This window comes from Collimonas sp. OK412, assembly GCF_900112135.1.
GTDB classification, from domain to species: domain Bacteria; phylum Pseudomonadota; class Gammaproteobacteria; order Burkholderiales; family Burkholderiaceae_D; genus Collimonas; species Collimonas rhizosphaerae.
Map to the genome: position 1 here is coordinate 79,298 of NZ_FOLC01000016.1, position 20,067 is coordinate 99,364.

Annotated in this window: 19 protein-coding genes; 9 read left to right on the forward strand and 10 right to left on the reverse strand. The window is 56.7% G+C overall.

Annotation, left to right across the window (positions count from 1 at the left end; all coding sequences use genetic code 11):
- Nucleotides 1-72 precede the first annotated feature (72 nt).
- Nucleotides 73-519, reverse strand: coding sequence for an SRPBCC family protein (locus BM062_RS16955; RefSeq protein WP_092398949.1), 447 nt, complete (start codon nucleotides 517-519; stop codon nucleotides 73-75).
- 673 nt (nucleotides 520-1,192) lie between these two features.
- Here BM062_RS16955 and BM062_RS25190 point away from each other — a divergent pair.
- Complete coding sequence (locus tag BM062_RS25190; protein ID WP_139220081.1) at nucleotides 1,193-1,390, forward strand: hypothetical protein; 198 nt, start codon at nucleotides 1,193-1,195, stop codon at nucleotides 1,388-1,390.
- Between the two features lie 33 nt (nucleotides 1,391-1,423).
- Nucleotides 1,424-3,568: a catalase/peroxidase HPI gene (katG, locus tag BM062_RS16970; protein ID WP_092398955.1), complete on the forward strand. Its 2,145-nt coding sequence runs from the start codon at nucleotides 1,424-1,426 to the stop codon at nucleotides 3,566-3,568.
- 716 nt (nucleotides 3,569-4,284) lie between these two features.
- Here katG and BM062_RS16975 read toward each other — a convergent pair.
- On the reverse strand, nucleotides 4,285-4,653 hold the full coding sequence (locus BM062_RS16975; protein ID WP_092398957.1) for a VOC family protein: 369 nt from the start codon (nucleotides 4,651-4,653) through the stop codon (nucleotides 4,285-4,287).
- A gap of 54 nt (nucleotides 4,654-4,707) precedes the next feature.
- Here BM062_RS16975 and BM062_RS16980 point away from each other — a divergent pair, with 54 nt between their 5' ends.
- Entirely contained in the window at nucleotides 4,708-5,169 is a 462-nt protein-coding gene (locus BM062_RS16980; RefSeq protein ID WP_092398959.1) for a MarR family winged helix-turn-helix transcriptional regulator, read from the forward strand.
- Nucleotides 5,170-5,379: 210 nt separating this feature from the next.
- Here the strand turns inward: BM062_RS16980 and BM062_RS16985 are convergent, their stop codons facing one another.
- From BM062_RS16985 to gshA, 7 genes are all read right to left on the reverse strand, one after another.
- Nucleotides 5,380-6,795: an IS1182 family transposase gene (locus BM062_RS16985; RefSeq protein ID WP_092398961.1), complete on the reverse strand. Its 1,416-nt coding sequence runs from the start codon at nucleotides 6,793-6,795 to the stop codon at nucleotides 5,380-5,382.
- A 142-nt stretch (nucleotides 6,796-6,937) separates the two neighbouring features.
- Nucleotides 6,938-7,531 (reverse strand): GNAT family N-acetyltransferase, encoded by a 594-nt coding sequence (locus BM062_RS16990; RefSeq protein WP_092398963.1) that lies wholly within the window; start codon nucleotides 7,529-7,531, stop codon nucleotides 6,938-6,940.
- 171 nt (nucleotides 7,532-7,702) lie between these two features.
- Nucleotides 7,703-8,044: a hypothetical protein gene (locus BM062_RS25195; RefSeq protein ID WP_139220082.1), complete on the reverse strand. Its 342-nt coding sequence runs from the start codon at nucleotides 8,042-8,044 to the stop codon at nucleotides 7,703-7,705.
- A gap of 71 nt (nucleotides 8,045-8,115) precedes the next feature.
- Nucleotides 8,116-8,544, reverse strand: coding sequence for a hypothetical protein (locus tag BM062_RS16995; protein ID WP_092398965.1), 429 nt, complete (start codon nucleotides 8,542-8,544; stop codon nucleotides 8,116-8,118).
- A 160-nt stretch (nucleotides 8,545-8,704) separates the two neighbouring features.
- On the reverse strand, nucleotides 8,705-9,106 hold the full coding sequence (locus BM062_RS17000) for a hypothetical protein (protein WP_092398967.1): 402 nt from the start codon (nucleotides 9,104-9,106) through the stop codon (nucleotides 8,705-8,707).
- 524 nt (nucleotides 9,107-9,630) lie between these two features.
- Entirely contained in the window at nucleotides 9,631-10,929 is a 1,299-nt protein-coding gene (locus tag BM062_RS17005; protein WP_092398969.1) for a class I SAM-dependent methyltransferase, read from the reverse strand.
- Between the two features lie 456 nt (nucleotides 10,930-11,385).
- The gene (gshA, locus tag BM062_RS17010) at nucleotides 11,386-12,972 is read right to left on the reverse strand and encodes a glutamate--cysteine ligase (protein ID WP_092398971.1); all 1,587 of its coding nucleotides are present in this window, start codon (nucleotides 12,970-12,972) and stop codon (nucleotides 11,386-11,388) included.
- 353 nt (nucleotides 12,973-13,325) lie between these two features.
- Between gshA and folD the strand changes: the two genes are divergently transcribed.
- From folD to BM062_RS17040, 6 genes are all read left to right on the forward strand, one after another.
- Entirely contained in the window at nucleotides 13,326-14,171 is an 846-nt protein-coding gene (folD, locus tag BM062_RS17015) for a bifunctional methylenetetrahydrofolate dehydrogenase/methenyltetrahydrofolate cyclohydrolase FolD (protein WP_092398972.1), read from the forward strand.
- A 5-nt stretch (nucleotides 14,172-14,176) separates the two neighbouring features.
- A complete protein-coding gene (locus tag BM062_RS17020; RefSeq protein WP_092398974.1) occupies nucleotides 14,177-16,255 on the forward strand; it encodes a M3 family metallopeptidase in 2,079 nt (692 codons plus the stop codon).
- A 104-nt stretch (nucleotides 16,256-16,359) separates the two neighbouring features.
- On the forward strand, nucleotides 16,360-16,974 hold the full coding sequence (locus BM062_RS17025; protein ID WP_092398976.1) for a glutaredoxin family protein: 615 nt from the start codon (nucleotides 16,360-16,362) through the stop codon (nucleotides 16,972-16,974).
- Between the two features lie 27 nt (nucleotides 16,975-17,001).
- Entirely contained in the window at nucleotides 17,002-17,427 is a 426-nt protein-coding gene (locus tag BM062_RS17030; protein ID WP_092398978.1) for a DNA polymerase III subunit chi, read from the forward strand.
- A 21-nt stretch (nucleotides 17,428-17,448) separates the two neighbouring features.
- On the forward strand, nucleotides 17,449-17,871 hold the full coding sequence (locus tag BM062_RS17035) for a hypothetical protein (RefSeq protein ID WP_092398980.1): 423 nt from the start codon (nucleotides 17,449-17,451) through the stop codon (nucleotides 17,869-17,871).
- 158 nt (nucleotides 17,872-18,029) lie between these two features.
- A complete protein-coding gene (locus BM062_RS17040) occupies nucleotides 18,030-19,346 on the forward strand; it encodes a D-amino acid dehydrogenase (protein ID WP_092398982.1) in 1,317 nt (438 codons plus the stop codon).
- Between the two features lie 161 nt (nucleotides 19,347-19,507).
- Here BM062_RS17040 and BM062_RS17045 read toward each other — a convergent pair whose 3' ends face one another.
- Nucleotides 19,508-20,017 (reverse strand): Lrp/AsnC family transcriptional regulator, encoded by a 510-nt coding sequence (locus BM062_RS17045; protein WP_092398984.1) that lies wholly within the window; start codon nucleotides 20,015-20,017, stop codon nucleotides 19,508-19,510.
- Nucleotides 20,018-20,067: the final 50 nt, after the last annotated feature.

Sequence of the window (20,067 nt, forward strand, 5' to 3'; positions counted from 1 at the left end):
TCGTCGCCGAGCGGCCAGGCGATGACCGCAATGGATTAGCCCAAGCATCTGGTTTTACATCGAAAACGCAAGTTACCCGGTAATCTCCGGCTCAACCAATTGTGCGAGAAGAGTGAGCGATTCCTGCCATCCGAGATAACAAGCCTCGGGTGGAATGGCTTCCGGTATGCCCTCTTGCACAATGTTTACTTCCGTGCCGCAGGAGACCTTCCGCAAGGAAATTGTCGTCTGCATTTCCCCCGGCAAATTAGGGTCGTCGAATTTGTCCGTATGCCGAATGCGTTCGTCAGGTATCAGCTCGAGATACTCGCCGCCGAAGGAATGGCTATTTTTCGTGGTGAAGTTGGTAAACGACATTTTATAGGTGCCGCCGACTTTGGCATCGATATGATGGATCTTGCCGGTGAAGCCATTGGGCGGAAGCCATTTAGCCATCGCGTCGGCATCAAGAAACGCCCGGTAGATTTTCTCCGGGGTGGTCCGCAGCACGAGATGAAGCCGGATTGTGTTCGTAGCCATGATTTCTTTCCCTTCGATGTGATGACTGACCTATACTAATTTTCACCGGAACAGAGTTGCCGAGCCCCTTTGGAAATGGACAGACGTCGTTGCTTCAGCACGTCAATCCCAAGCAGTGTCGCTGGCGTCCCTTCCATGCCGTGAAGCGTAAAACCGGTATCATCATTAAGACCGAAAACCTTAGCCGATAAATTATTGCACCGTTGTGACAAATCTGGGGTTTCAGCCGCCTCATTTTTTCCAGACTACGATGGAGTGGGCAAAGCGGTTCTAGAATTGATGTTGGCAGGTGACTACAAGAATACGGACTGGTGCTGCGTAGGGACGGCTTCCGATCCAAAGCGTTCTATGAGATTTATCCAAAGCGGACGTGCGAGCCGCGGCTGGTGCTGTTGAGCGATTCCTTGCTCAACTGAAGCAACTCCATCGAATCGCCACCCGCTACGGCAAACTCGTCTCGCGCTTCGAGCCGTTTGTGGTGATCGCTGCTTCGGCGCTGTGGCTGAAGTGAATGTCAACACGCCTTAGCAGACGGTCGAATGACTCGGGCTATCTTAGTCTAAGTCGAGCGAGTGATTGTATATAGCTATCGATTCGATGATGATAATTAATTTCATATATCATTGAATTGAAATTACTATAGATACGCCATTTGATAATCAGGAGATGCCCCATGAAAAATGCTTCATTTCCCGGGCGCTATATCGGGCTGCCAGCTCTATGTCTAGCGACCATCGCGGTGGCGGTCATTGCCCTTGGCAGCGGCCCAAGCATTGCAGCAGCTCCCACTCGGGATAAGGGCGCAGCAATAGGTGATAATCAAAGTTCACAAACTGTTGGCCCGAACGACCTGGTTAAAGAGATGTTGTAGTCACCTAACCTACCCACGACAAAGGAGATCCCCATGTCAACTGAAGCCAAATGTCCTTTCCACCACGCCGGTGGCGGCACAACGAACAAAGACTGGTGGCCGAATCAGCTACGCATTGATTTGCTGAACCAGCATTCCAACAAGTCCAATCCGTTGGGCGAGAAGTTTAACTACGCTGAAGAGTTCAAGAAACTTGACTACAAGGCGCTCAAGGCAGACCTGATCAAACTCATGACCGACAGCCAGGACTGGTGGCCGGCCGATTTTGGTCACTATGGCCCGCAGTTCATCCGCATGGCCTGGCATTCGGCCGGCACCTATCGCACCCTCGATGGTCGAGGCGGCGGCGGTCGTGGGCAACAGCGTTTCGCACCGCTCAATTCGTGGCCCGACAACGTCAATATCGATAAATCGCGCCGCCTGTTGTGGCCGATCAAGCAAAAATATGGCCAGAAAATCTCCTGGGCCGACCTTTTCATCCTGGCCGGCAATGTGGCGCTGGAATCCATGGGCTTCCGCACCTTCGGTTTCGCCGGCGGCCGTGAAGACGTGTGGGAACCGGACCTGGACGTGAACTGGGGCGCCGAGACCACCTGGCTGGGGACAGACAAACGTTTCCATGATGACCGCGAACTGGACAACAACCTTGCGGCCACCCACATGGGCCTGATCTATGTGAACCCGGAAGGTCCGAACGCCAGCGGCGACTATATGGCTGCAGCCAAGGACATCCGCGCCACCTTCAGCCGCATGGCCATGGACGACGAGGAGATCGTTGCCTTGATCGCCGGCGGCCACACCTTCGGCAAAGCGCACGGCGCCGCGCCCGAATCGCACAAGGGCCCCGAACCGGAAGGCGCGGGCATCGAAGCCCAGGGCCTGGGCTGGAACAGCAACTTTGGCAGCGGCCACGGCAAAGACACCGTGTCCAGTGGCCTGGAAGTGACCTGGACCAAAACCCCGGCATTGTGGAGTAACAACTTCTTCGAAAACCTGTTCAAGTATGACTGGGAGCTCACCCATTCGCCGGCTGGAGCCAAGCAGTGGGTGGCCAAGAATGCCGAGGACATCATTCCCGACGCGCATGTGCAAGGCAAGTTCCACAAGCCCACCATGCTGACCACCGACCTGACGCTGCGCTTCGACCCGGAGTTCGGCAAGATATCCAAGCACTTCCATGAGGACCCGCAAGCCTTTGCAGACGCTTTTGCGCGCGCCTGGTATAAGCTGACCCACCGTGACATGGGCCCAAAGGCGCGTTACCTCGGCCCCGAAGTGCCGAAGGAAGATTTGATCTGGCAGGACCCGCTGCCGGCTGCGACGCACCAGCCGTCACCGGCCGACATTGCCGATATCAAGGCCAAGATCGCTGCCTCTGGTCTATCGGTAGCCGAGCTGGTGTCGGTGGCCTGGGCTTCCGCCTCCACCTTCCGCGGCGGTGACAAACGCGGCGGCGCCAATGGCGCACGCCTGGCTCTGGCCCCTCAGAAGGACTGGGAAGTCAACGCGACGGCAGTGAGTGTTTTGCCAAAGCTGGTCGACATTCAGAAGGCTTCGGGCAAGGCCTCGCTGGCTGACGTGATTGTGCTGGCCGGCGGCGTTGGTGTTGAACAGGCGGCCAAGGCGGGTGGAATCTCGATCGAGGTGCCCTTCGCACCGGGCCGCACCGACGCCAGACAGGAACAGACGGATGTCGAGGCCTTTGCCGTGCTGGAGCCACTCGCCGACGGTTTCCGCAACTACAACAAGGGCAAGTTCAGTGCTCCGACCGAAGCGTTGCTGGTCGACCGGGCCCAGTTGCTGACGCTGACTGCACCGGAGCTCACCACGCTGGTCGGTGGCCTGCGGGTACTCGGCGCCAACTTTGATGGTAGCAAGCACGGGGTGTTCACCGACAAGGTCGGCGTACTCAGCAACGACTTCTTCGTCAATCTTCTGGACATGGACCTGGAGTGGAAAGCCGTGGACAGCGAGGCCGAATTGTTCGAAGGACGCGACCGCAAGACCGGCGCGGTCAAGTACACAGGCACCCGCAACGATCTGATCTTCGGTTCCAACTCGGTGCTGCGGGCTTATGCCGAGGTCTATGCAACTGTGGATGCCAAGGAGAAGTTCGCCAAGGACTTCGTTGCGGCTTGGGTCAAGGTCATGAACGCGGACCGCTTCGATCTCGCGTAATGCCGACTGCGGCCTTGTCTGGTTCAAGGACAGACAGGGCCTGCTGCACCAGCGTCGCCAGTGCGTGGCGACGCTGGTCTTTCAACAAATAATGCGGCCAACTTGTTTCAGACCTGGACCCGATCGGGGCCGTAACAACAACCCTGTCAAGACGCAGGAAATCGACCTGTACTTGGCGCGCCGGGACGTTGTCTTCCCTGAGATACGCGACCGCGACGCCGCTCAAGTGTGTGACAACGCGCTTAGCCATCCTCGGTTAAAGAGGATAAGTCAAACATCGTTGATATTCCCGGCAAAAACCTGGATTAACCATCAGCCTGCCGCTAGCCGAAAACGCCGGATAAGCGGAACAGATTTACCCACTGGATTTTGGGTGTTTCCTCCCTACAATCCGGCTGGGCTTGATGTGCTTCGGACTAATCCTATCGCATACTGCGAATGGCTATTCAGTGCAGCGACTTCGTGGGCTCTAGTGCCCGCTATTGGCCGTGTTGAGCCGGCCGTGACAGGCCGATTTCGACCCAAAGCGGAAGTAGCGATCTCGATAATGAACGCCGCAAAGCCGACGTTCGTAATGTCGAGTAGTCGCCGCAGCAGTTTTGCGGCGAATGTGCAGCACTCCAGTTGGTCGTGACTTCTTCGCGACGTGTAGTCGGCGAACGAGTCGACGATGGTTATTCGAAATCTCCAGTGGCTGTAAGGCCACCAGACTACGGTCAGCTCCGCGCCGTATGAAAGGTGATCGCGTAGCCATCGGGATCACCGGCGACGAAGAAGCGACCGAAGGGGCCGTCGGCGAGTGGGCTGAGGATCGCTCCGCCCCGCTTGACAATTAGGTCGTGCAGCGCGTCAGCATCGGTGCACGCGATCCAGAGCGCCATCCCCACACCGAGCGGCCCCGCTTCGGGAAGCGCACGCAGAGGCTCCCGTAGCGCCAACGGGATCGGCTCAGTCTTGAAAATGACCGCTCCGGGAGGACAGTGAGCCGAGGCTTCGAAACCGAAGATCTCGACGTAGAACTTGCGGGATGCAGCGAGGTCGCGCACCTGCAAGGCAATGAAGTCGGGGCCGATTGGCGTTGTCATACTAGCTCCTATCAAGTAATATCAGTGTACTGATATTAATGTAAGGACCCTGATATGTCAACTGCGAAACTGACGCCTCGAAGAGGAGTCGACTGGATTGGCTACAACCTGAAGATTACGCAACATCGATTGCGGCAACGCCTGGATGCCGAACTCGCACGGTTCGGCATCACCGCACCTCAGAACGCAGCCCTGCTTGCCGTCGCCAGCAATCCGCGAATCTCGAATGCCGAGTTGGCTCGCGCGGCGTTCGTGACGCCGCAGACCATGCAAGCGATCCTCGTCAATCTCGAACGCGGAGGCCTGATTGTGCGAAGCCCGCACCCGGAGCATGGCCGGGTCATCATGACCGAGCTGACAACGGTCGGTCAAAAGGCCGTCGCCGATGGCGCGAAAGCTGCCGACGCAGTGGAAAAGCAGATGCTCTCCATGCTGTCAACTGAAGAGGCCCGGCTTCTTTGCGAGCTGCTCAAACGCTGTGCTGCCGCGCTGGACGACGAGCCGTCTGACAGCTAACGGAATGTGTACGGTCAGACAAGGGATCGCGACATGTCGATGTGCCGCAGGGTCGCCCAGCCGAAAGTGGCCATCCGCCACCGACCGGTTGTGGCCGATAGTGTTGAAAAACTCTGTTTTTTCAAAAATTGAGATGTTGATTCCGTTTCGTTTGGCATGGATCGATTCGTTGGATAGGAATTTTAGGCGATTGCCTCCGCCTGATTAGCGTTATGCGGCCGCTATTTGAGCTTTTTCTTCGCTTGGCATCAACCACTTTGCCATCCGACGTAAATTTTGCGCCGTTGCTGCCAACAAGAATTCATCCTGTGCACCAGAAATCCCTCGCAATCGTAAGCGATCAAGTTTCAGAATGCGTTTGAGGTGGGCGAAGAGCATCTCCACCTTCTTGCGCTCGTGGCGCGATCGCTGGTATTCCGGTGTGGACGCGATGCGCCTGGCTACATCCCGCGCTGTCTCGTGAATGCTGCGTGCTATTTTCCGAATCGGGGTATTCGGGCAGCACTGATCTTTCATTGCACATCCAGCACAGTCGGGCTGACTAGAGCGATAAACGATCGTATCGGCTTTTGTGACATGTGTGCGTGAGGTTTTGAATTGGCGCCACTCGCTGCGCAGCGCATTCCCCGCCGGGCAGCGATATTCGTTTTCCTGCTCACTCCATTGGAAATCGCCGCTGGCGAATGTGTCGTCTTTCCGTTTCGTCTTATCCCACACCGGCATGTGTGGCGCAATGTCTTTTTGCTCGACCATCCAGGCCAGCATTGGCGCGACACCATACGCAGTGTCACCTACTAAGCGGCGCGGCTTGAGATCGAAGCGATCTTCCACTCGATCAATCATCGTTTTAGTCGACTCGACTTCTTGCGAACGATGCGCTGGCGTGGCCTCGACATCGACGATGATGCCGGCGTGCAGATCAATCAGATAGTTGGTTGAGTAAGCATAAAAGGCTGGGCCGCCTGAGGCTGCCGTCCAGCGCGCTGCGGGATCGGTCGTTGAAATGTTCTTCGGCGGTGCTGCTGGTTCTGCTGCAGCCACTGCGTCATCCTCTATCGGATTATGTTCATTGAGAGCGGCGATGTATTCACGCACCGCACGGCTTTGTCCTTCTGCCTGGCGCCAATCAACCGCTTCAGTCCCAGGAACGCCGTGCGCCCGATTGGCATCTGCCTTGATGATGCTGGCATCCACAGCGAAGCCTTCACCACGAACTAATCCCTCGGTCATGCAGCGACGCAGGACTGACTCAAATACATGGCGTAATGCATCGCTGTCACGGAATCGACCATGCCTGTTCTTCGAGAAGGTCGAATGATCAGGAACTGCGTCTTCCAATCCCAGCCGACAGAACCAGCGATAGGCGAGGTTGAGATGGACCTCTTCACAAAGCCTGCGCTCCGAGCGGATTCCAAAGCAGTAACCGACGATCAGCATACGCATCATCAGTTCCGGATCAATTGAAGGACGGCCAATTTGACTATAGAACGGAGCAAGGTGAGCACGTAGATCGCCAAGATCAAAGAACTGATCGATGCCGCGAAGCAGGTGCCCGGTAGGGACATGATCTTCAAGGTTGAAAGAGTAGAAAAGCTTATTCTGCATCCCACCTTGCTGTCCCATCATGGCAATGCTCCTATGTCTGATGATGGCTGTAAGGTTAGCAAAAAATCCGCATCGCACAAGAGTTTTTCAACACTATCGGCCGATAACTGACGGTCAACTTATCACCGTCGATAGCGAAGTTTAGAGTTCGATCTCTCAAAGACTATAGCTCCGGCTGATCGCGAACGACCAAGCTCAAATACTCTGGTAGGCCAAACATACAAAGCGGTTTTACGAACACTCGAATCGTATGAGTCATGCTGCCTAATTGCACGCCGGTGCGACGACGGATCTCCTTGTACCCGACCTTCTCCCAGAAGCGTTCTGCCTTCAAGTTGCCGGTCACGGCACCCAAGCGTAACCAGTGCGCGCCTTCTTCTTTGGTCCACTCCTCAAGCCGGTCGTACAAGAACCCGGCTGCGCCCGTCCCGTGAAGCGAAGTGGCGACGATGAACGTGCCTATGTGCCAAACGTGTGGAGCGATGAGATTTGAAAGCACCGTTGCCATTCCCACGAGGTGCTCTGTTCTGTCCACGAAGCCGATCACGTAGACCTCGTCGAAGGGCATGTCAGGGGGCGGTCGATCTTCGAATTCCTGTTTGGCCTCATCAGGGCGAGGCAACATGCCGTTGACCGCCAGGAAATATTCGGGATTGGCAACGAAGAAATCCTGTAACGCGGGGAGATCGGCCTCGGTTAACTTCCTAGCTTCAAAGTCTGTGGCATTAAATAGAATTTCCGGTACTTGTGTGGTCATATGTTGACGCCTGTCGTTGTATGCATCCTGATCATCGAATAATTAACATTGATATACCGGATCCGCAGGTTGATCGGACGGCTGTTGTTGGCCGATTGCTGCTGTTTGAACAAACCTAGTTTAGGCACGACAATATCTTGACTGACCATACCCTGGATTACTGAAAGTGAGTTATCGGTATAAAAGCATTGATATACCAAGCATCAGCATGACGGCGCTTAAAAGGCACATAAAAGCAATTACGAACCAAAATCCGAACGGTCTATCTTCTTTTTTTTCTATATTTTCCCAAAGACCCGGCTGTCCATATTTATATTCGCCGGTAAAAATGGCTCGAATACAGCCAGCCAGCATCAATAAGCCAACGCCCACGGAAAATACTCCCAGACACGATTTCGTGATACTTGGCGGTCCAATAAAAGCGCCTGCGAAAGCCCCAAGAATAAGAATTAAAAATGCAAAAAAAGCATAGCCCAGTAACTTCCTGTTTTTTGTCGACAGTGGAGATGGCATTTCTTATCCTAATAATTATAAATTTCAGTCAAGTTGCCGATGAAACTTGAAGTCTTTTATCACCTAGCTGTCTATTTTTCTGGTGTTACTAGTCGCATTATGGATTCTCCACTTTCATCAAAAACTATTGCTCCTGGTATCGCCAACAGAAAGTCTACAGCCCAAACCATATGATTCGTGTACTCGCGGGTTTTATCGGGTGAGAACACGAAACGAATCCGCTCGGTCCGTTCTTTAACTTCAGGCGAGCAATGGCGGACGACGCTTGCGACATGATTTGCATCTGCTTCCACGTTAGGGCCAGTTTCAAAATGTGCGGTAAAGCTCCATCCAGGCCAACGGAGGATTTCATATTTCTCGCGTGTGAACGGATTCGCAGATGTACCAATCGATAGGCCATTTTTGGTTTCAAAGTCAAAATAGGCCTTCACCTCGGCCGCTAGGCGTTCATAAGAATAAGAATTTGATGGTTTCGCGAGATAGGCATGAATGACGGACATGGAAAAATTTCCTGTATATGACTTATTCAACAGAAAGTTCGAGCGGCAGGTACTGGCCGTTTTGAGGCAGTCGCGACAGGCTCAATTCGTTCCAAAGCTGTCTTTGCGAAAGTCATCCGGCCCCACGCAGCTAGGCAATATCTGAAATAACGTGCATTCGTCATTCAGTTTTGAACCATCGACCAGCCGCGTCCGCAGTGTCTTGGGGTACTGTGTTGAAAGCGATAGATGCCTTGGGAGCCGATTTGTGGACGCTGTTCAGAAGCCTTTCAAAGAGCAGCAGGCTCTTGGGAGGGATGCGGATTCCGCCGCCGATTACAACGCAATCATAGGTCGCGCTGGCGAGTTGACGCTCGAGCGCCACAGTTGCGGATTCATCCGGCCGCACCAGGCAGAGGTCGGCATGCCACCCACGATCAGCCATCTGCCGCATCCCAACAGCAATGCCGGCATGAATCTTCTCCGCATTGAAACCCGGCGGTAACGCTGGGTCCGAGAAGTCGACAGTTTCCGGCTGCTGGCCGACGAACAACACTTTTTTGACGTCTTTCAATTGACTCATCACATCCTCCCGCTTGAGCTACATGTGGTTGAAACCTCTTTACCGCCGGCGGCTGAATATCGTACTCAATGATACCAATGCAGAAAAATAGAACACAACATGAATCAACGGCCATTATGAAGAAGCTCTCATCCGCCTTTTTCTGGCTGATAGCCGGCGCCTCGAAACAGCTGCTACATTAGTTTAACCAGGTGGGTGTAATATAAGCCATCAACAGGACGAGATGAGGCAGAAATGAGGTCGGCATTTTGGAGCATTATTGCCTTCGCCTTGATTTTCGTTTCGACGGTGGTCTCTTATGCCCAATATCAGTCCGGCGCCCTCCATAACGAAGTGATTTCATCCAATTGGAACAGGCCGGATTGAGGGCGGACCTCGCCTTAGAGATTGGTTTTTACTGGCTGTTTTGAGCCGGCCACACCCGTTGAATCCACACCCGATTGCGGCCACAGGCCTTCCTCAAGCGATCACGACAAGTATCGCGCACACGCCATGGAGCCGCCGCCGGTCGTGCCAGGAATATATCACCGCTCTGTCACCGAAACGTGCCGTAATAGCAGCCGTTCCAGTGCGTTAAGCGTGTCGAACGACTCAAAGAAATCAGCAAAAAAATCTTGGTTGCTCAGCGCTGCCTGGTCTGTTCCCGATGCGGATCGAATTGCATCGAATATTTGTTGAAAAGTGCGTTTGCCGTCGATATGGTGCAGGATTTTTGCGCCATATTTTCCAGGATTCACCATCAGGCTCACTTCTGAGTGTTGGTGATTAAGAACGAACGGCAGCCCTTTGTTGGCGCTGAATACCTGCGCCATCAGCGGACCCGTCAGCGGTTCGTGATAAAAAAACGGAACGTAGTCAGCATCGCCATACGGCGCTTTGCATGCGGCTGACCGTGTCACATAAAATGAATGGGTGATGACGTTGCCGATCAACAGCTCACCGATTTCATATTGCTTTTGCATCGGCAGGCCTTTCAAGGTTCCCAGATTTTTTGGCGGCTTTTTACCTAAAATCATATGTGGAAGATACGCGGATCTTCCTCGCCCAACGTCCGTCAGTTCCAGGTTGAGGCCATGTGCGTCTTGTACCCAGTCGAACAGCTCTCCAACCGTATAGGCCCTGTCTTGGGAATGCAGCAGCAAATCGTAGATGCCGGCGTCGCCCAGCTTATGGTCATGGTGCAGGTCCTCGCCACGCTGAAACCAGTTGGACCCAGGTATGCTACTCAATATCTCCTTCGTATTCCGGATCTTGGCGCCGGCATCGGATTCTTCGCCATTGATCAAACGCATCAATTCCTGCATTTGGTACACGCCGGTTCGGCCATAAGTGGCATATACCATGAGGCCGATTGCGCCGGTATCCTTGAGTGCGGTGCGCAGCGCGTGCAATCCTGCGTCAGGATCCTCAAGATGGTGCAGAACACCGCTACAGTTAATGTAATCGAACTTCCCGATTTGAAGCAGTGGTAGATTCAGCAGGGAATCCTGGATCCACGTTATATTTTTCAAACTCCTTATCTTCGCGCGCTCTCGGGCGATTGCAATGCTTGCCGAGCTCAAGTCCAGATGGACGATCTCGGCGTTGGTGCCTCGCAATTGCTCTGCCAGGTAAATTGTTGCGTCTCCTGTTCCACCGCCTGCCACCAAGATCCGAAAATGCTCCTGAAACGATTGTTTTCCAGAAAAACAATAATGATTGATCATTGCAAGGCTTTCCAGCCATGTCTGTATCAACTGTTTTTTTTCGTCTTGCGGATTGCACGGTGGGTAAGGCAGCGATTCATACTGATCCCGTACGTTGGGAAGATAGTTGGCTGACATATGAATACCTAGTTAAAGACGAGTGACGGGGAAACGGTTGAATCGATAGCCGACCGCGGCCTTTCAAGCTGGGTGACTTTATCAGAAATATTTGAGTTTTCTCGAAATCTATCTGGGGCTGCCTATTGTTCCGCAAAGAATTAGTCCGCAAGGCCTGGCAAGGTTTTGCAGGCATGCGCTGAATAGGGATTGCGGAATGAAAGCTAGCTTAACGGCTTGTTTGTATTGAGACTTGGCTCGGACTTCAATATGGAGTGCAGTATTGCTGGACACCGGTGTCCACAAACAAATCCGGCTTAAGCATGAACGCAGTTCTCCAATATCTTTCACAGGCTATTGTGTTCACAGGCGTTTTTCAGAATGATGCGCGACCTGCGCTTCCGCATTCAAGCCAGCGAGAACCCGGCCGGCCGCCTAAGCCGCCGGCGCCGGCAAGATTACCCGATGGCGTTTTTGCTAGACACTCATGTTGCCCAGCGTACTGGCGCGATAAGCCGCGACAAAGGTATCGAAATCCCCGGTCTGGCTGCGCTCCAGGCTTTCCTGCTCGGACAGGGAGGTGGCCGCCAGCGTTTCGAAATAGCTGCGCTCTTCCGGGCTCGGAGGATGCGCCAGGAAATAAGCCGCGTGCGCCTTGCTCTGGCGCAGCGCAAAGCTGCCGAACGATTCCTGGTTCTCGCGCAAGATCGCCAGCACCTGCGCCGATGGCGTCAGTTCAACCGACTCCAGCTTGAGGTTTTGTTTCGCCAGCGATGCCGCATGGGCGCCGTCGCTGCGCTGGGCGTCGAGCAGGGTTGCCGCCGAACCGATCCGCTGCAGCAATTCCTTGCCCCAGGTTTGCAGGCCGACCGGATTGCCGTCACGCCGCAACTGCAGGCCCGGACGCCGCCCTTCTTTCACCGCGCGCGAAAAATTCTCGGTGTTTTCCAGGCTTTCTTCGTCGCTGGTCACCGGACTGTCGTCGAGCGCGCAGAACAGCAGGAAGGCGTCGAGGAAGCGCGAGGTTTCGAGGTTGATGCCCATCGGTTCGAACGGGTCGATGTCCATGCAGCGCACTTCGATGTATTGCACGCCGCGCGCGGACAGCGCCTGGATCGGCCGCTCGCCGGAATTGATCACGCGTTTCGGCCGGATGGTCGAGTAGTACTCGTTTTCGATCTGCAGGATATTGGTGTTGATCTGCACCCACTCGCCGTTGCGGTGGGTGCCGATTTCGGCGTACGGCGGATAAGGCTGGCTGACCGCCCGCGCCAGGCTCTTGATATAGCTGTCGAGGCTGTTGAACTGCGGCGTCAGGCGGGCCTGGGCTTCGCTGGTGTAGCCGAGGTCGCTCATGCGCAAGCTGGTGGCGTAAGGCAGGTACAGGGTATCTTTGTCCAGCTCTTCCAGCCGGTGCTGGCGGCCGTCCAGGAAACATTTGGACAAGGCCGGCGAAGCGCCGAACAGGTACATCAGCAGCCAGCTGTAGCGGCGGAAATTGCGCACCAGCGCGATATAACTTTCCGACTGGAAGTGCATCGCCGTGCCGCTGGCGCCCTCCGCCTGCTGCAAGGTCTGCCACACCCCTTCAGCCAGCGAATAGTTGTAGTGGATGCCGGCGATGCATTGCATGCGCTTGCCGTAGCGCAGCGCCAGGCCGCGCCGGTAGACGTGCTTCAAGGTCCCCATGTGCGAAGTGCCGTACCAGGCAATCGGGATCTGTTCTTCCGCCGGCAGGTGGGCCGGCATCGATTGGCTCCACAGCAGTTCGTCGCCCAGCTTGGTGTAGACGAAACGGTGGATCGCATCCAGTTCGGTCAGCGCGGTCGCAATATCGTGCTCGGCCGGGGTGATGAATTCCAGCAGCGATTCCGAATAGTCGGTGGTGATCTGCGGATGGGTCAGCGCCGAGCCCAGCGCGCGCGGGTGCGGCGTCAGGGCCAGGCGGCCGTCAGGCTCGACGCGCAGGGTTTCCCGTTCGATGCCGCGCAGGCCCTGGCCTAGCAAGCCGCGATGCTGCTCTTGTCCTAGCAGCGCCAGCCGGCGAGTGTAATGATCGGTCAATTCAGCATCCTTTTATTCAAATTTGCCAGCTCTGCCATGCGGCCGCCTGTTGCATTATTCCGGGCATGGTCGGTGACATGCAGATGTCGTAGAAGGCGAGAATAGCCGAAAATGAAAGAACGCGTTGGATGTCGGCTGGACAGCAATTTACAATCGTCCGGGAACCCGGGAAGTACGCCGGACGAGGCTTAATTTTATTAAATCGGCAATTTCCAATGGATTTGCGCAGGCCGATGACAAAGTAAACAGCAAAAATTCGCAAATTTCCACAAGGCAACACGTCACCAGCGCAGTCTTCGGCGCGCGCACCCCTTATAATCCTGCTTTGCTCTCAATCTTCAATTGCCATTACTATGCCTGCCCAACTGATCGACGGAAATCTCCTCTCCCAACAACTCCGCGCCGACGTCGCCAAACGCGCCGCCGCGCTGACCGCGCAGGGCAAGCAGCCCGGCCTGGCGGTGATCCTGGTCGGCGACAGCCAGGCTTCGCAGGTGTATGTGCGCAACAAGGTCAAGGCGTGCGAAGACAACGGCCTGTATTCAGTGCTAGAAAAATATGACGCCGACCTGACCGAAGCGGCCCTGCTGGCGCGCATCGATGCGCTGAACCACGATCCGAAGATCAACGGCATCCTGGTGCAGCTGCCGCTGCCGGCGCATATCAATGCCCATAAGGTGATCGAAGCCATCGCCGCCGAAAAAGACGTCGACGGTTTTCATATCAGCAACGCCGGCCTGCTGATGACCGGCCAGCCGCTGTTCCGCCCCTGCACCCCTTACGGCGTGATGAAAATGCTGGAATCGGTGAATTTCCCGGTGCGCGGCGCCCATGCGGTGATCGTCGGCGCCTCGAACATCGTCGGCAAGCCGCAAGCCATGCTGCTCTTGCAGGCCGGCGCCACCGTCACCATCTGCAATTCCAAGACCCGCGACCTGGGACTGCACACGCGCATGGCCGACATCCTGGTGGTGGCTACCGGCAAGCGCAATATCGTCACCGCCGACATGGTCAAGCCGGGTGCGGCCGTGATCGACGTCGGCATGAACCGCGACGATAACGGCAAATTGTGTGGCGATGTCGACTTTGCCAACGCCAAGGAGGTGGCGGGTTACATCACCCCGGTGCCAGGCGGCGTCGGCCCGATGACCATCACCATGCTGCTGGTCAATACCATCGAAGCCGCAGAAAGAATGTAATTGCAATGACATCTACCGCTACCAAGACCAGCAATCCCCTGCTCGACTTTACCGGCTTGGCCAAATTCGACCAGATCAAGCCGGCCGACATCAGTCCGGCGATCGCGGCGCTGCTGCAGCAGGCGCAGACCGTGGTGACCTTGCTGGAAGCGCCTGCCGACACCGTCACCTGGGACAATTTTGTGGTCCCGCTGGAACACGTGACGGAGAAGCTGAGCCGCGCCTGGGGCATCGTCAGCCATCTGAATGCGGTAGCCGACACGCCGGACCTGCGTGCCGCCTATAACGAAAACCAGCCGAAACTGATCGAGTTCTGGACCGCGCTGGCGCAAAACCTGGCCTTGTTCGACAAGTACAAGGCGATCAAGAACAATCTCGACTTTGCCGAACTGTCGGAAGCGCGCCGCAAGATCGTCAACAATGCGCTGCGCGATTTCAGGCTGGGCGGCGCTGAACTGACGCCGGCCAAGAAGGCCCGTTTCGCCGAAATCCAGGAAAAACACGCCGCGCTGACCACCCGCTTTTCGGAAAACATCCTCGACGCCACCAACGCCTATGGCTTGTTTGTCGACGACGAAGCCGAACTGGCCGGGTTGCCGGACGATGTACGCCAGGCGGCGCGCGCCGCCGCCGAGCAGGACGGCAAGCCCGGCTACAAGTTCACGCTGCACTTCCCGTCTTATTTCCCGATCCTGCAATACGCGGACAACCGCGCCTTGCGTGAAAAAATCTATCGCGCCAACGCCACCAAGGCCTCCGAGCTGGGCGAAAAGCCGGAATGGGACAACAGCGCCAACATCGTCGAGATCCTGCGCTTGCGCAATGAAGAAGCAAAACTGCTGGGCTTCAAGAACTACGCCGAGCTGTCGCTGGTGCGCAAGATGGCCAAGACTCCGGCCGAAGTGATGCTTTTCCTGGAAGACCTGGGCCAGCGCGCGCGGCCGTTCGCCGAACAAGACCTGGCCGAGCTGCGCGCGTTCGCGGCGGAACGGCTGGACCTGGCCGCGCTGGAAGCCTGGGACCTGGCGTATGCCGCGGAAAAACTGCGCGAGCAGCGCTACGCTTTTTCCGAACAGGAAGTGAAGCAGTATTTTCCGGAACCGGTGGTAGTCGCAGGCTTGTTCCAGCTGGTGCAGAAACTGTTTTCAGTCGACATCAGCGCCGACCAGGCCGCGGTGTGGCACCCGGACGTCAAGTTTTTCAAGATCCAGAAAGACGGCAAGCTGATCGGCCAGTTTTATCTCGACCTGTATGCCCGCAACGGCAAGCGCGGCGGCGCATGGATGGACGATGCGCGCGCCCGGCGCCGCCTCGGCAGCGAAATCCAGACCCCGATCGCCTACCTGACCTGCAATTTCACGGCGCCGGCCGTGGTCGACGGCGCGGCCAGGCCGGCCTTGTTTACGCATGACGAAGTGATCACCCTGTTCCATGAGTTCGGCCACGGCTTGCATCACATGCTGACCCAGGTCGACGAGATCGGCGTCTCCGGCATTTCCGGCGTCGAATGGGATGCGGTCGAACTACCATCGCAGTTCATGGAGAATTTCTGCTGGGAGTGGGATGTGCTGCAGCACATGACGTCCGAGGCGGAAAGCGGCGCACCGTTGCCGCGTGAACTGTTCGACAAGATGATCGCCGCCAAGAATTTCCAGTCCGGGCTGCAGGCTTTGCGCCAGGTCGAGTTTTCGCTGTTCGACATGCGCTTGCACGACGACTATGATCCATATGGCAGCCAAAGCGTGCAGGACGTGATCAACCAGGTGCGCGGCAAGGTCGCCGTCATCAGCCCGCCGCCTTTCAATCGCTTCCAGCACTCGTTCGGCCACATTTTTGCCGGCGGTTACGCTGCCGGCTATTACAGCTACAAGTGGGCTGAAGTGTTGTCGGCCGATGCCTACAGCGCGTTTGAAGAAGCAGCGTCGCACGGCGGCAATGTGGTCTCGGCGGAAACCGGAAGAAAGTTCCACGCCGAAATCCTGGCCGTCGGCGGCTCGCGCCCGGCGCTGGAATCGTTCAAGGCTTTCCGCGGACGCGAACCGAACATAGACGCCTTGCTGCGCCATAGCGGCATGGCGGCATGAGTAGGCAAGCGGCGGCAAAGAAGCGTAAAGACAAGCAGGATCGAAGCAACACCACTACCAAACCTTCGCTGTACAACGGCGATTCTTACAATAGGGGAAAAAGGATGAAAGCTGGGACGAAATTCGCTGCAACGGTTTTTCTGCTGACGCTGGCCGCGGGCGCGCAAGCGCAACTGTACAAATCGACCGGCCCTGACGGCAAAGTCACCTACAGCGACATCCCGCCGGCCAAGGGCAATGTGACGCAGCAGAAAACCGGCGCCGGCATCAGCGACGTCAACGACGGCATGCCTTATGAACTGGCGCAGGCGGTCAAGAACAGTCCGGTCACGCTGTACAGCTCGGAGAAATGCATTCCCTGCGACGACGGCCGCAAGATGCTGACCGAACGCGGCATCCCGTTCAGCGAAAAGACCATCAAGAGCAATGAAGATATCGCCGCCTTCCGCAAGGTTACCAGCGAAAGCCAGCTGCCTTTGTTGACGGTCGGCCGCAACAAGGAAAGCGGCTTTTCCCCCAGCGCCTGGGGCACCGCGCTGACAACCGCCGGCTACCCGGAAACCAGCCGCTTGCCGAAAACCTATCGCAATGCCGCCCCGGTCGCCGCTGCGCCGGCCGCCGCCGCACCCGGCAAGAGCGCCTCGCCTGCTGCCGCCAGCACCGGCAATGGCGACACTCCGCCGGCAGCCGGCAATGCGCCGCCCGGCTTCCGTTTTTAAAACGCTACCGCCCGACAATTTCCATTCATGACGCAAATCGACTTTCACACCAATATTTCGGACAAGTTCCTGTACACCTGCCGACTGGTGCGTAAAGCACGCGCGGCGCAGCGCCAGATCGTCATATTGGGCAGCAATGCCGAGGACCTGGCGACGCTTGACCGCGCGCTCTGGACATTTTCCGAGCACGATTTCCTGCCCCACGTCAGGGCCGGCGATCCGCTGGCGGCGCAAACCCCGGTGATCCTGGCCGCCGACGAAGAGATCGAATGGCCGCATCACCAGATCCTGATCAACCTGTCCGGCAATACACCGCAGCATTTCGCCCGCTTCGAAAGAATGTTCGAAATCATCTCGCTGGCCGACGACGACAAGGCCGGCGGGCGCGAGCGCTACCGCTTTTACCAGCAACGCGGTTATCCCCTGACCCATTTCGTTGCTGACAATGTATAGATAGACCTAGAGGAATCTGTAATGAGCAATCTTGACGCCAATATTCCTTTATTGACCGAGGTCATTGTCCCGCTGCCGACTTTGACCGACATTATAGAAACGCCGCCGCCGACCGCGGCCGGCGCCGCCGCGCAGGCTGCCGAGGATGACGGCAGTTTCGAGCTGCCCAGGGCACGCCAGGAAGAAACCGTTGCGCGCGCCCTGAGCCAGCACGACTGGGAGCGGCTGGAAGCCGAAGTAAGGGAAAAAGTGCTGCAGCAGCTGCAGGACCGGATCGATTTTGTCATCGAGCAACGGGTGCGCGACGGCTTGGCGGATGTGCTGCAAACCGCGGTGGAGGGCATGGCGGCGCAAATCCGGGAGGGTTTGCACCAGACCCTGGACGAGGTGATTTCCCGTGCCGTGAGCCTGGAATTAGTCAAATTAAAAAAAACAAACATTTAACGTAAATTTTTTGTTTTTCAATCACATTTTGCAATACGGTAGATAAAAGTAAAAAAAACAGATCTCATTTTGATCGCCTAAAAAATCTCTGTTTTCTTACAATAGCGCTATTGAAATGGTGGCTCGACAGTAATTAAACGGTGGTTTTTGGAGATGAGATGAAAGTAATCGTATTGGGCGCAGGCGTCATCGGAACCAGTTCTGCATGGTTCCTGAACAAGGAAGGTCACGATGTGACAGTGATCGAACGCCAGCCGGGCGCGGCCCAGGAAACCAGTTTTGCCAACGGCTGCCAGATTTCGGTGTCGCATGCCGAACCCTGGGCCAATCCGCAGGCGCCGCTGAAGGTGCTGAAATGGCTGGGACAGGAAGATGCACCGCTGCTGTACCGCTTCCGCCCGGAATGGCTGCAATGGAAGTGGGCGTTGAATTTCCTGCGCGAATGCACGCCGGCCCGCACCAACGACAATATCCGCCAGATCGTCGCCATCTGCGAATACAGCCGCCAGACCTTGCAAGCCGTGCGCGCCGACACCGGCGTCGATTACGATTGCCTGACGCGCGGCATCCTGCATTTCTATACCGAACAAAAAGAATTCGACATCTCGCTGCCTGCCGCGCAACTGATGCGCGACCTCGGCTGCCCGCGCGAATCGATCAGCGCCGATGAAGTGGTCCGGATCGAACCGGCGCTGGCGCGCATCCGCGACAAGATCGTCGGCGGCGATTTCACCGCCACCGATGAATCGGGCGACGTCTACAAATTCACCTCGGGCCTGGCCGCCAAGGCCGCCGAAGCCGGCGTGGATTTCCAGTACAACACCAGCGTCACCCGCCTGATCACCGAAGGCAGCGGCGCCGGCGCCAAGATCACCGGCGTCGAAGTGATCAATGCCGACGGCCGCCACGAAGTGCTGCATGCCGATGCTTTCGTGGTCGCCATGGGCAGCTTCTCGACGCCGCTGCTGAAGCCGCTCGGCATCGAACTGATGATCTATCCGGGCAAGGGTTATTCCGCCACCTACAGCATCACCAACCCGGAAGCGGCGCCTAGCGTTTCGCTGACCGACGACGGCTACAAGCTGGTGGTGTCGCGCCTGGGCGACCGCCTGCGGGTGGCCGGCACCTGCGAACTGAACGGCTACACGCGCGAGCTCAACACCACCCGCTGCGAAGCGATCACGCGCCGCACCCGCGAACTGTTCCCCGACGGCTGCGATTACGACAATCCGGTTTACTGGACCGGTTTGCGGCCGATGACGCCATCCAACGTGCCCTATATCGGCAAGACCAGGATCAGCAACCTGTTCCTCAATACAGGCCACGGAACGCTGGGCTGGACCATGGGTTGCGGTTCCGGCCGCGCCATCGCCGAGATCGTCTCGGGCCGCCGGCCGGAAGTCGACTTCGCGTTCACCGGCATGCCGCGGCAGGCTCCGCAGCCGCTGATCCTGCCGCGCCCTGTGCAAGCATGATGACCGCCGCGCCCGTTGCAGGGAGGCGATAAAAAAGACCGGTGCTGGCGACAGCATCGGTCTTTTTTTTGCCTGGAGCGACATGGCGCGGTTTTTGCGTATGTCTCTGCGGAAGTCGGCAGCGCCGTGTTTTTATTGTCCAGGCGCACTGTTGGAGTGCATCACTTGGCGACGCGCACCTCGACCGTGGCCGGTTTTTCGTCGAAGGCGACGCGGGTCACGAACTTGGCGCGCTTCATCGGAAAACGGGACTGGAAATGACGGACATTGCCGGAACCGGAAATGACCCGGCGCACGAACTGATAATAGGCATCCATATCGATCACATGCACGACCAGGAAATAATCGTAATCGCCGGACACGAAATAGCATTGCATGACTTCGGCTTCCTTGTTCATGCGCAGCTCGAACTCCTGCATGTGCTCGTCTGACTGGTGGTTCAGCGAGATTTCGAGGAAGGCCAGCATGCCGTAGCCGAGCGCGAAAGGATCGACCAGCGAGACGTCGGCGTTGATGATGCCGGCGTCGCGCAAATCGCGCAGGCGGCGCAGGCAGGTGGGCTGGGAAATGTGGGCTTTGTCGGCCAGCATGCGGGTCGGCATTTGATTGTCGCGCTGCAGCAAGTTAAGCAGCTTGCGGTCGACTTTGTCTAGGGTGTGATGTTTGCTCATGCCAGGGGATCAGGGGCTGCTGCAGCTGTGTCAAGAATTCGCAAAAACCG

What these genes read in the sequence shown, in the direction of transcription:
- BM062_RS16955 (WP_092398949.1), bottom strand. Translation starts at nt 519, where the DNA reads ATGGCTACGAACACAATCCGGCTTCATCTCGTGCTGCGGACCACCCCG.
- BM062_RS25190 (WP_139220081.1), top strand. Translation starts at nt 1,193, where the DNA reads ATGAAAAATGCTTCATTTCCCGGGCGCTATATCGGGCTGCCAGCTCTA.
- katG (WP_092398955.1), top strand. Translation starts at nt 1,424, where the DNA reads ATGTCAACTGAAGCCAAATGTCCTTTCCACCACGCCGGTGGCGGCACA.
- BM062_RS16975 (WP_092398957.1), bottom strand. Translation starts at nt 4,653, where the DNA reads ATGACAACGCCAATCGGCCCCGACTTCATTGCCTTGCAGGTGCGCGAC.
- BM062_RS16980 (WP_092398959.1), top strand. Translation starts at nt 4,708, where the DNA reads ATGTCAACTGCGAAACTGACGCCTCGAAGAGGAGTCGACTGGATTGGC.
- BM062_RS16985 (WP_092398961.1), bottom strand. Translation starts at nt 6,795, where the DNA reads ATGATGGGACAGCAAGGTGGGATGCAGAATAAGCTTTTCTACTCTTTC.
- BM062_RS16990 (WP_092398963.1), bottom strand. Translation starts at nt 7,531, where the DNA reads ATGACCACACAAGTACCGGAAATTCTATTTAATGCCACAGACTTTGAA.
- BM062_RS25195 (WP_139220082.1), bottom strand. Translation starts at nt 8,044, where the DNA reads ATGCCATCTCCACTGTCGACAAAAAACAGGAAGTTACTGGGCTATGCT.
- BM062_RS16995 (WP_092398965.1), bottom strand. Translation starts at nt 8,544, where the DNA reads ATGTCCGTCATTCATGCCTATCTCGCGAAACCATCAAATTCTTATTCT.
- BM062_RS17000 (WP_092398967.1), bottom strand. Translation starts at nt 9,106, where the DNA reads ATGAGTCAATTGAAAGACGTCAAAAAAGTGTTGTTCGTCGGCCAGCAG.
- BM062_RS17005 (WP_092398969.1), bottom strand. Translation starts at nt 10,929, where the DNA reads ATGTCAGCCAACTATCTTCCCAACGTACGGGATCAGTATGAATCGCTG.
- folD (WP_092398972.1), top strand. Translation starts at nt 13,326, where the DNA reads ATGCCTGCCCAACTGATCGACGGAAATCTCCTCTCCCAACAACTCCGC.
- BM062_RS17020 (WP_092398974.1), top strand. Translation starts at nt 14,177, where the DNA reads ATGACATCTACCGCTACCAAGACCAGCAATCCCCTGCTCGACTTTACC.
- BM062_RS17025 (WP_092398976.1), top strand. Translation starts at nt 16,360, where the DNA reads ATGAAAGCTGGGACGAAATTCGCTGCAACGGTTTTTCTGCTGACGCTG.
- BM062_RS17030 (WP_092398978.1), top strand. Translation starts at nt 17,002, where the DNA reads ATGACGCAAATCGACTTTCACACCAATATTTCGGACAAGTTCCTGTAC.
- BM062_RS17035 (WP_092398980.1), top strand. Translation starts at nt 17,449, where the DNA reads ATGAGCAATCTTGACGCCAATATTCCTTTATTGACCGAGGTCATTGTC.
- BM062_RS17040 (WP_092398982.1), top strand. Translation starts at nt 18,030, where the DNA reads ATGAAAGTAATCGTATTGGGCGCAGGCGTCATCGGAACCAGTTCTGCA.
- BM062_RS17045 (WP_092398984.1), bottom strand. Translation starts at nt 20,017, where the DNA reads ATGAGCAAACATCACACCCTAGACAAAGTCGACCGCAAGCTGCTTAAC.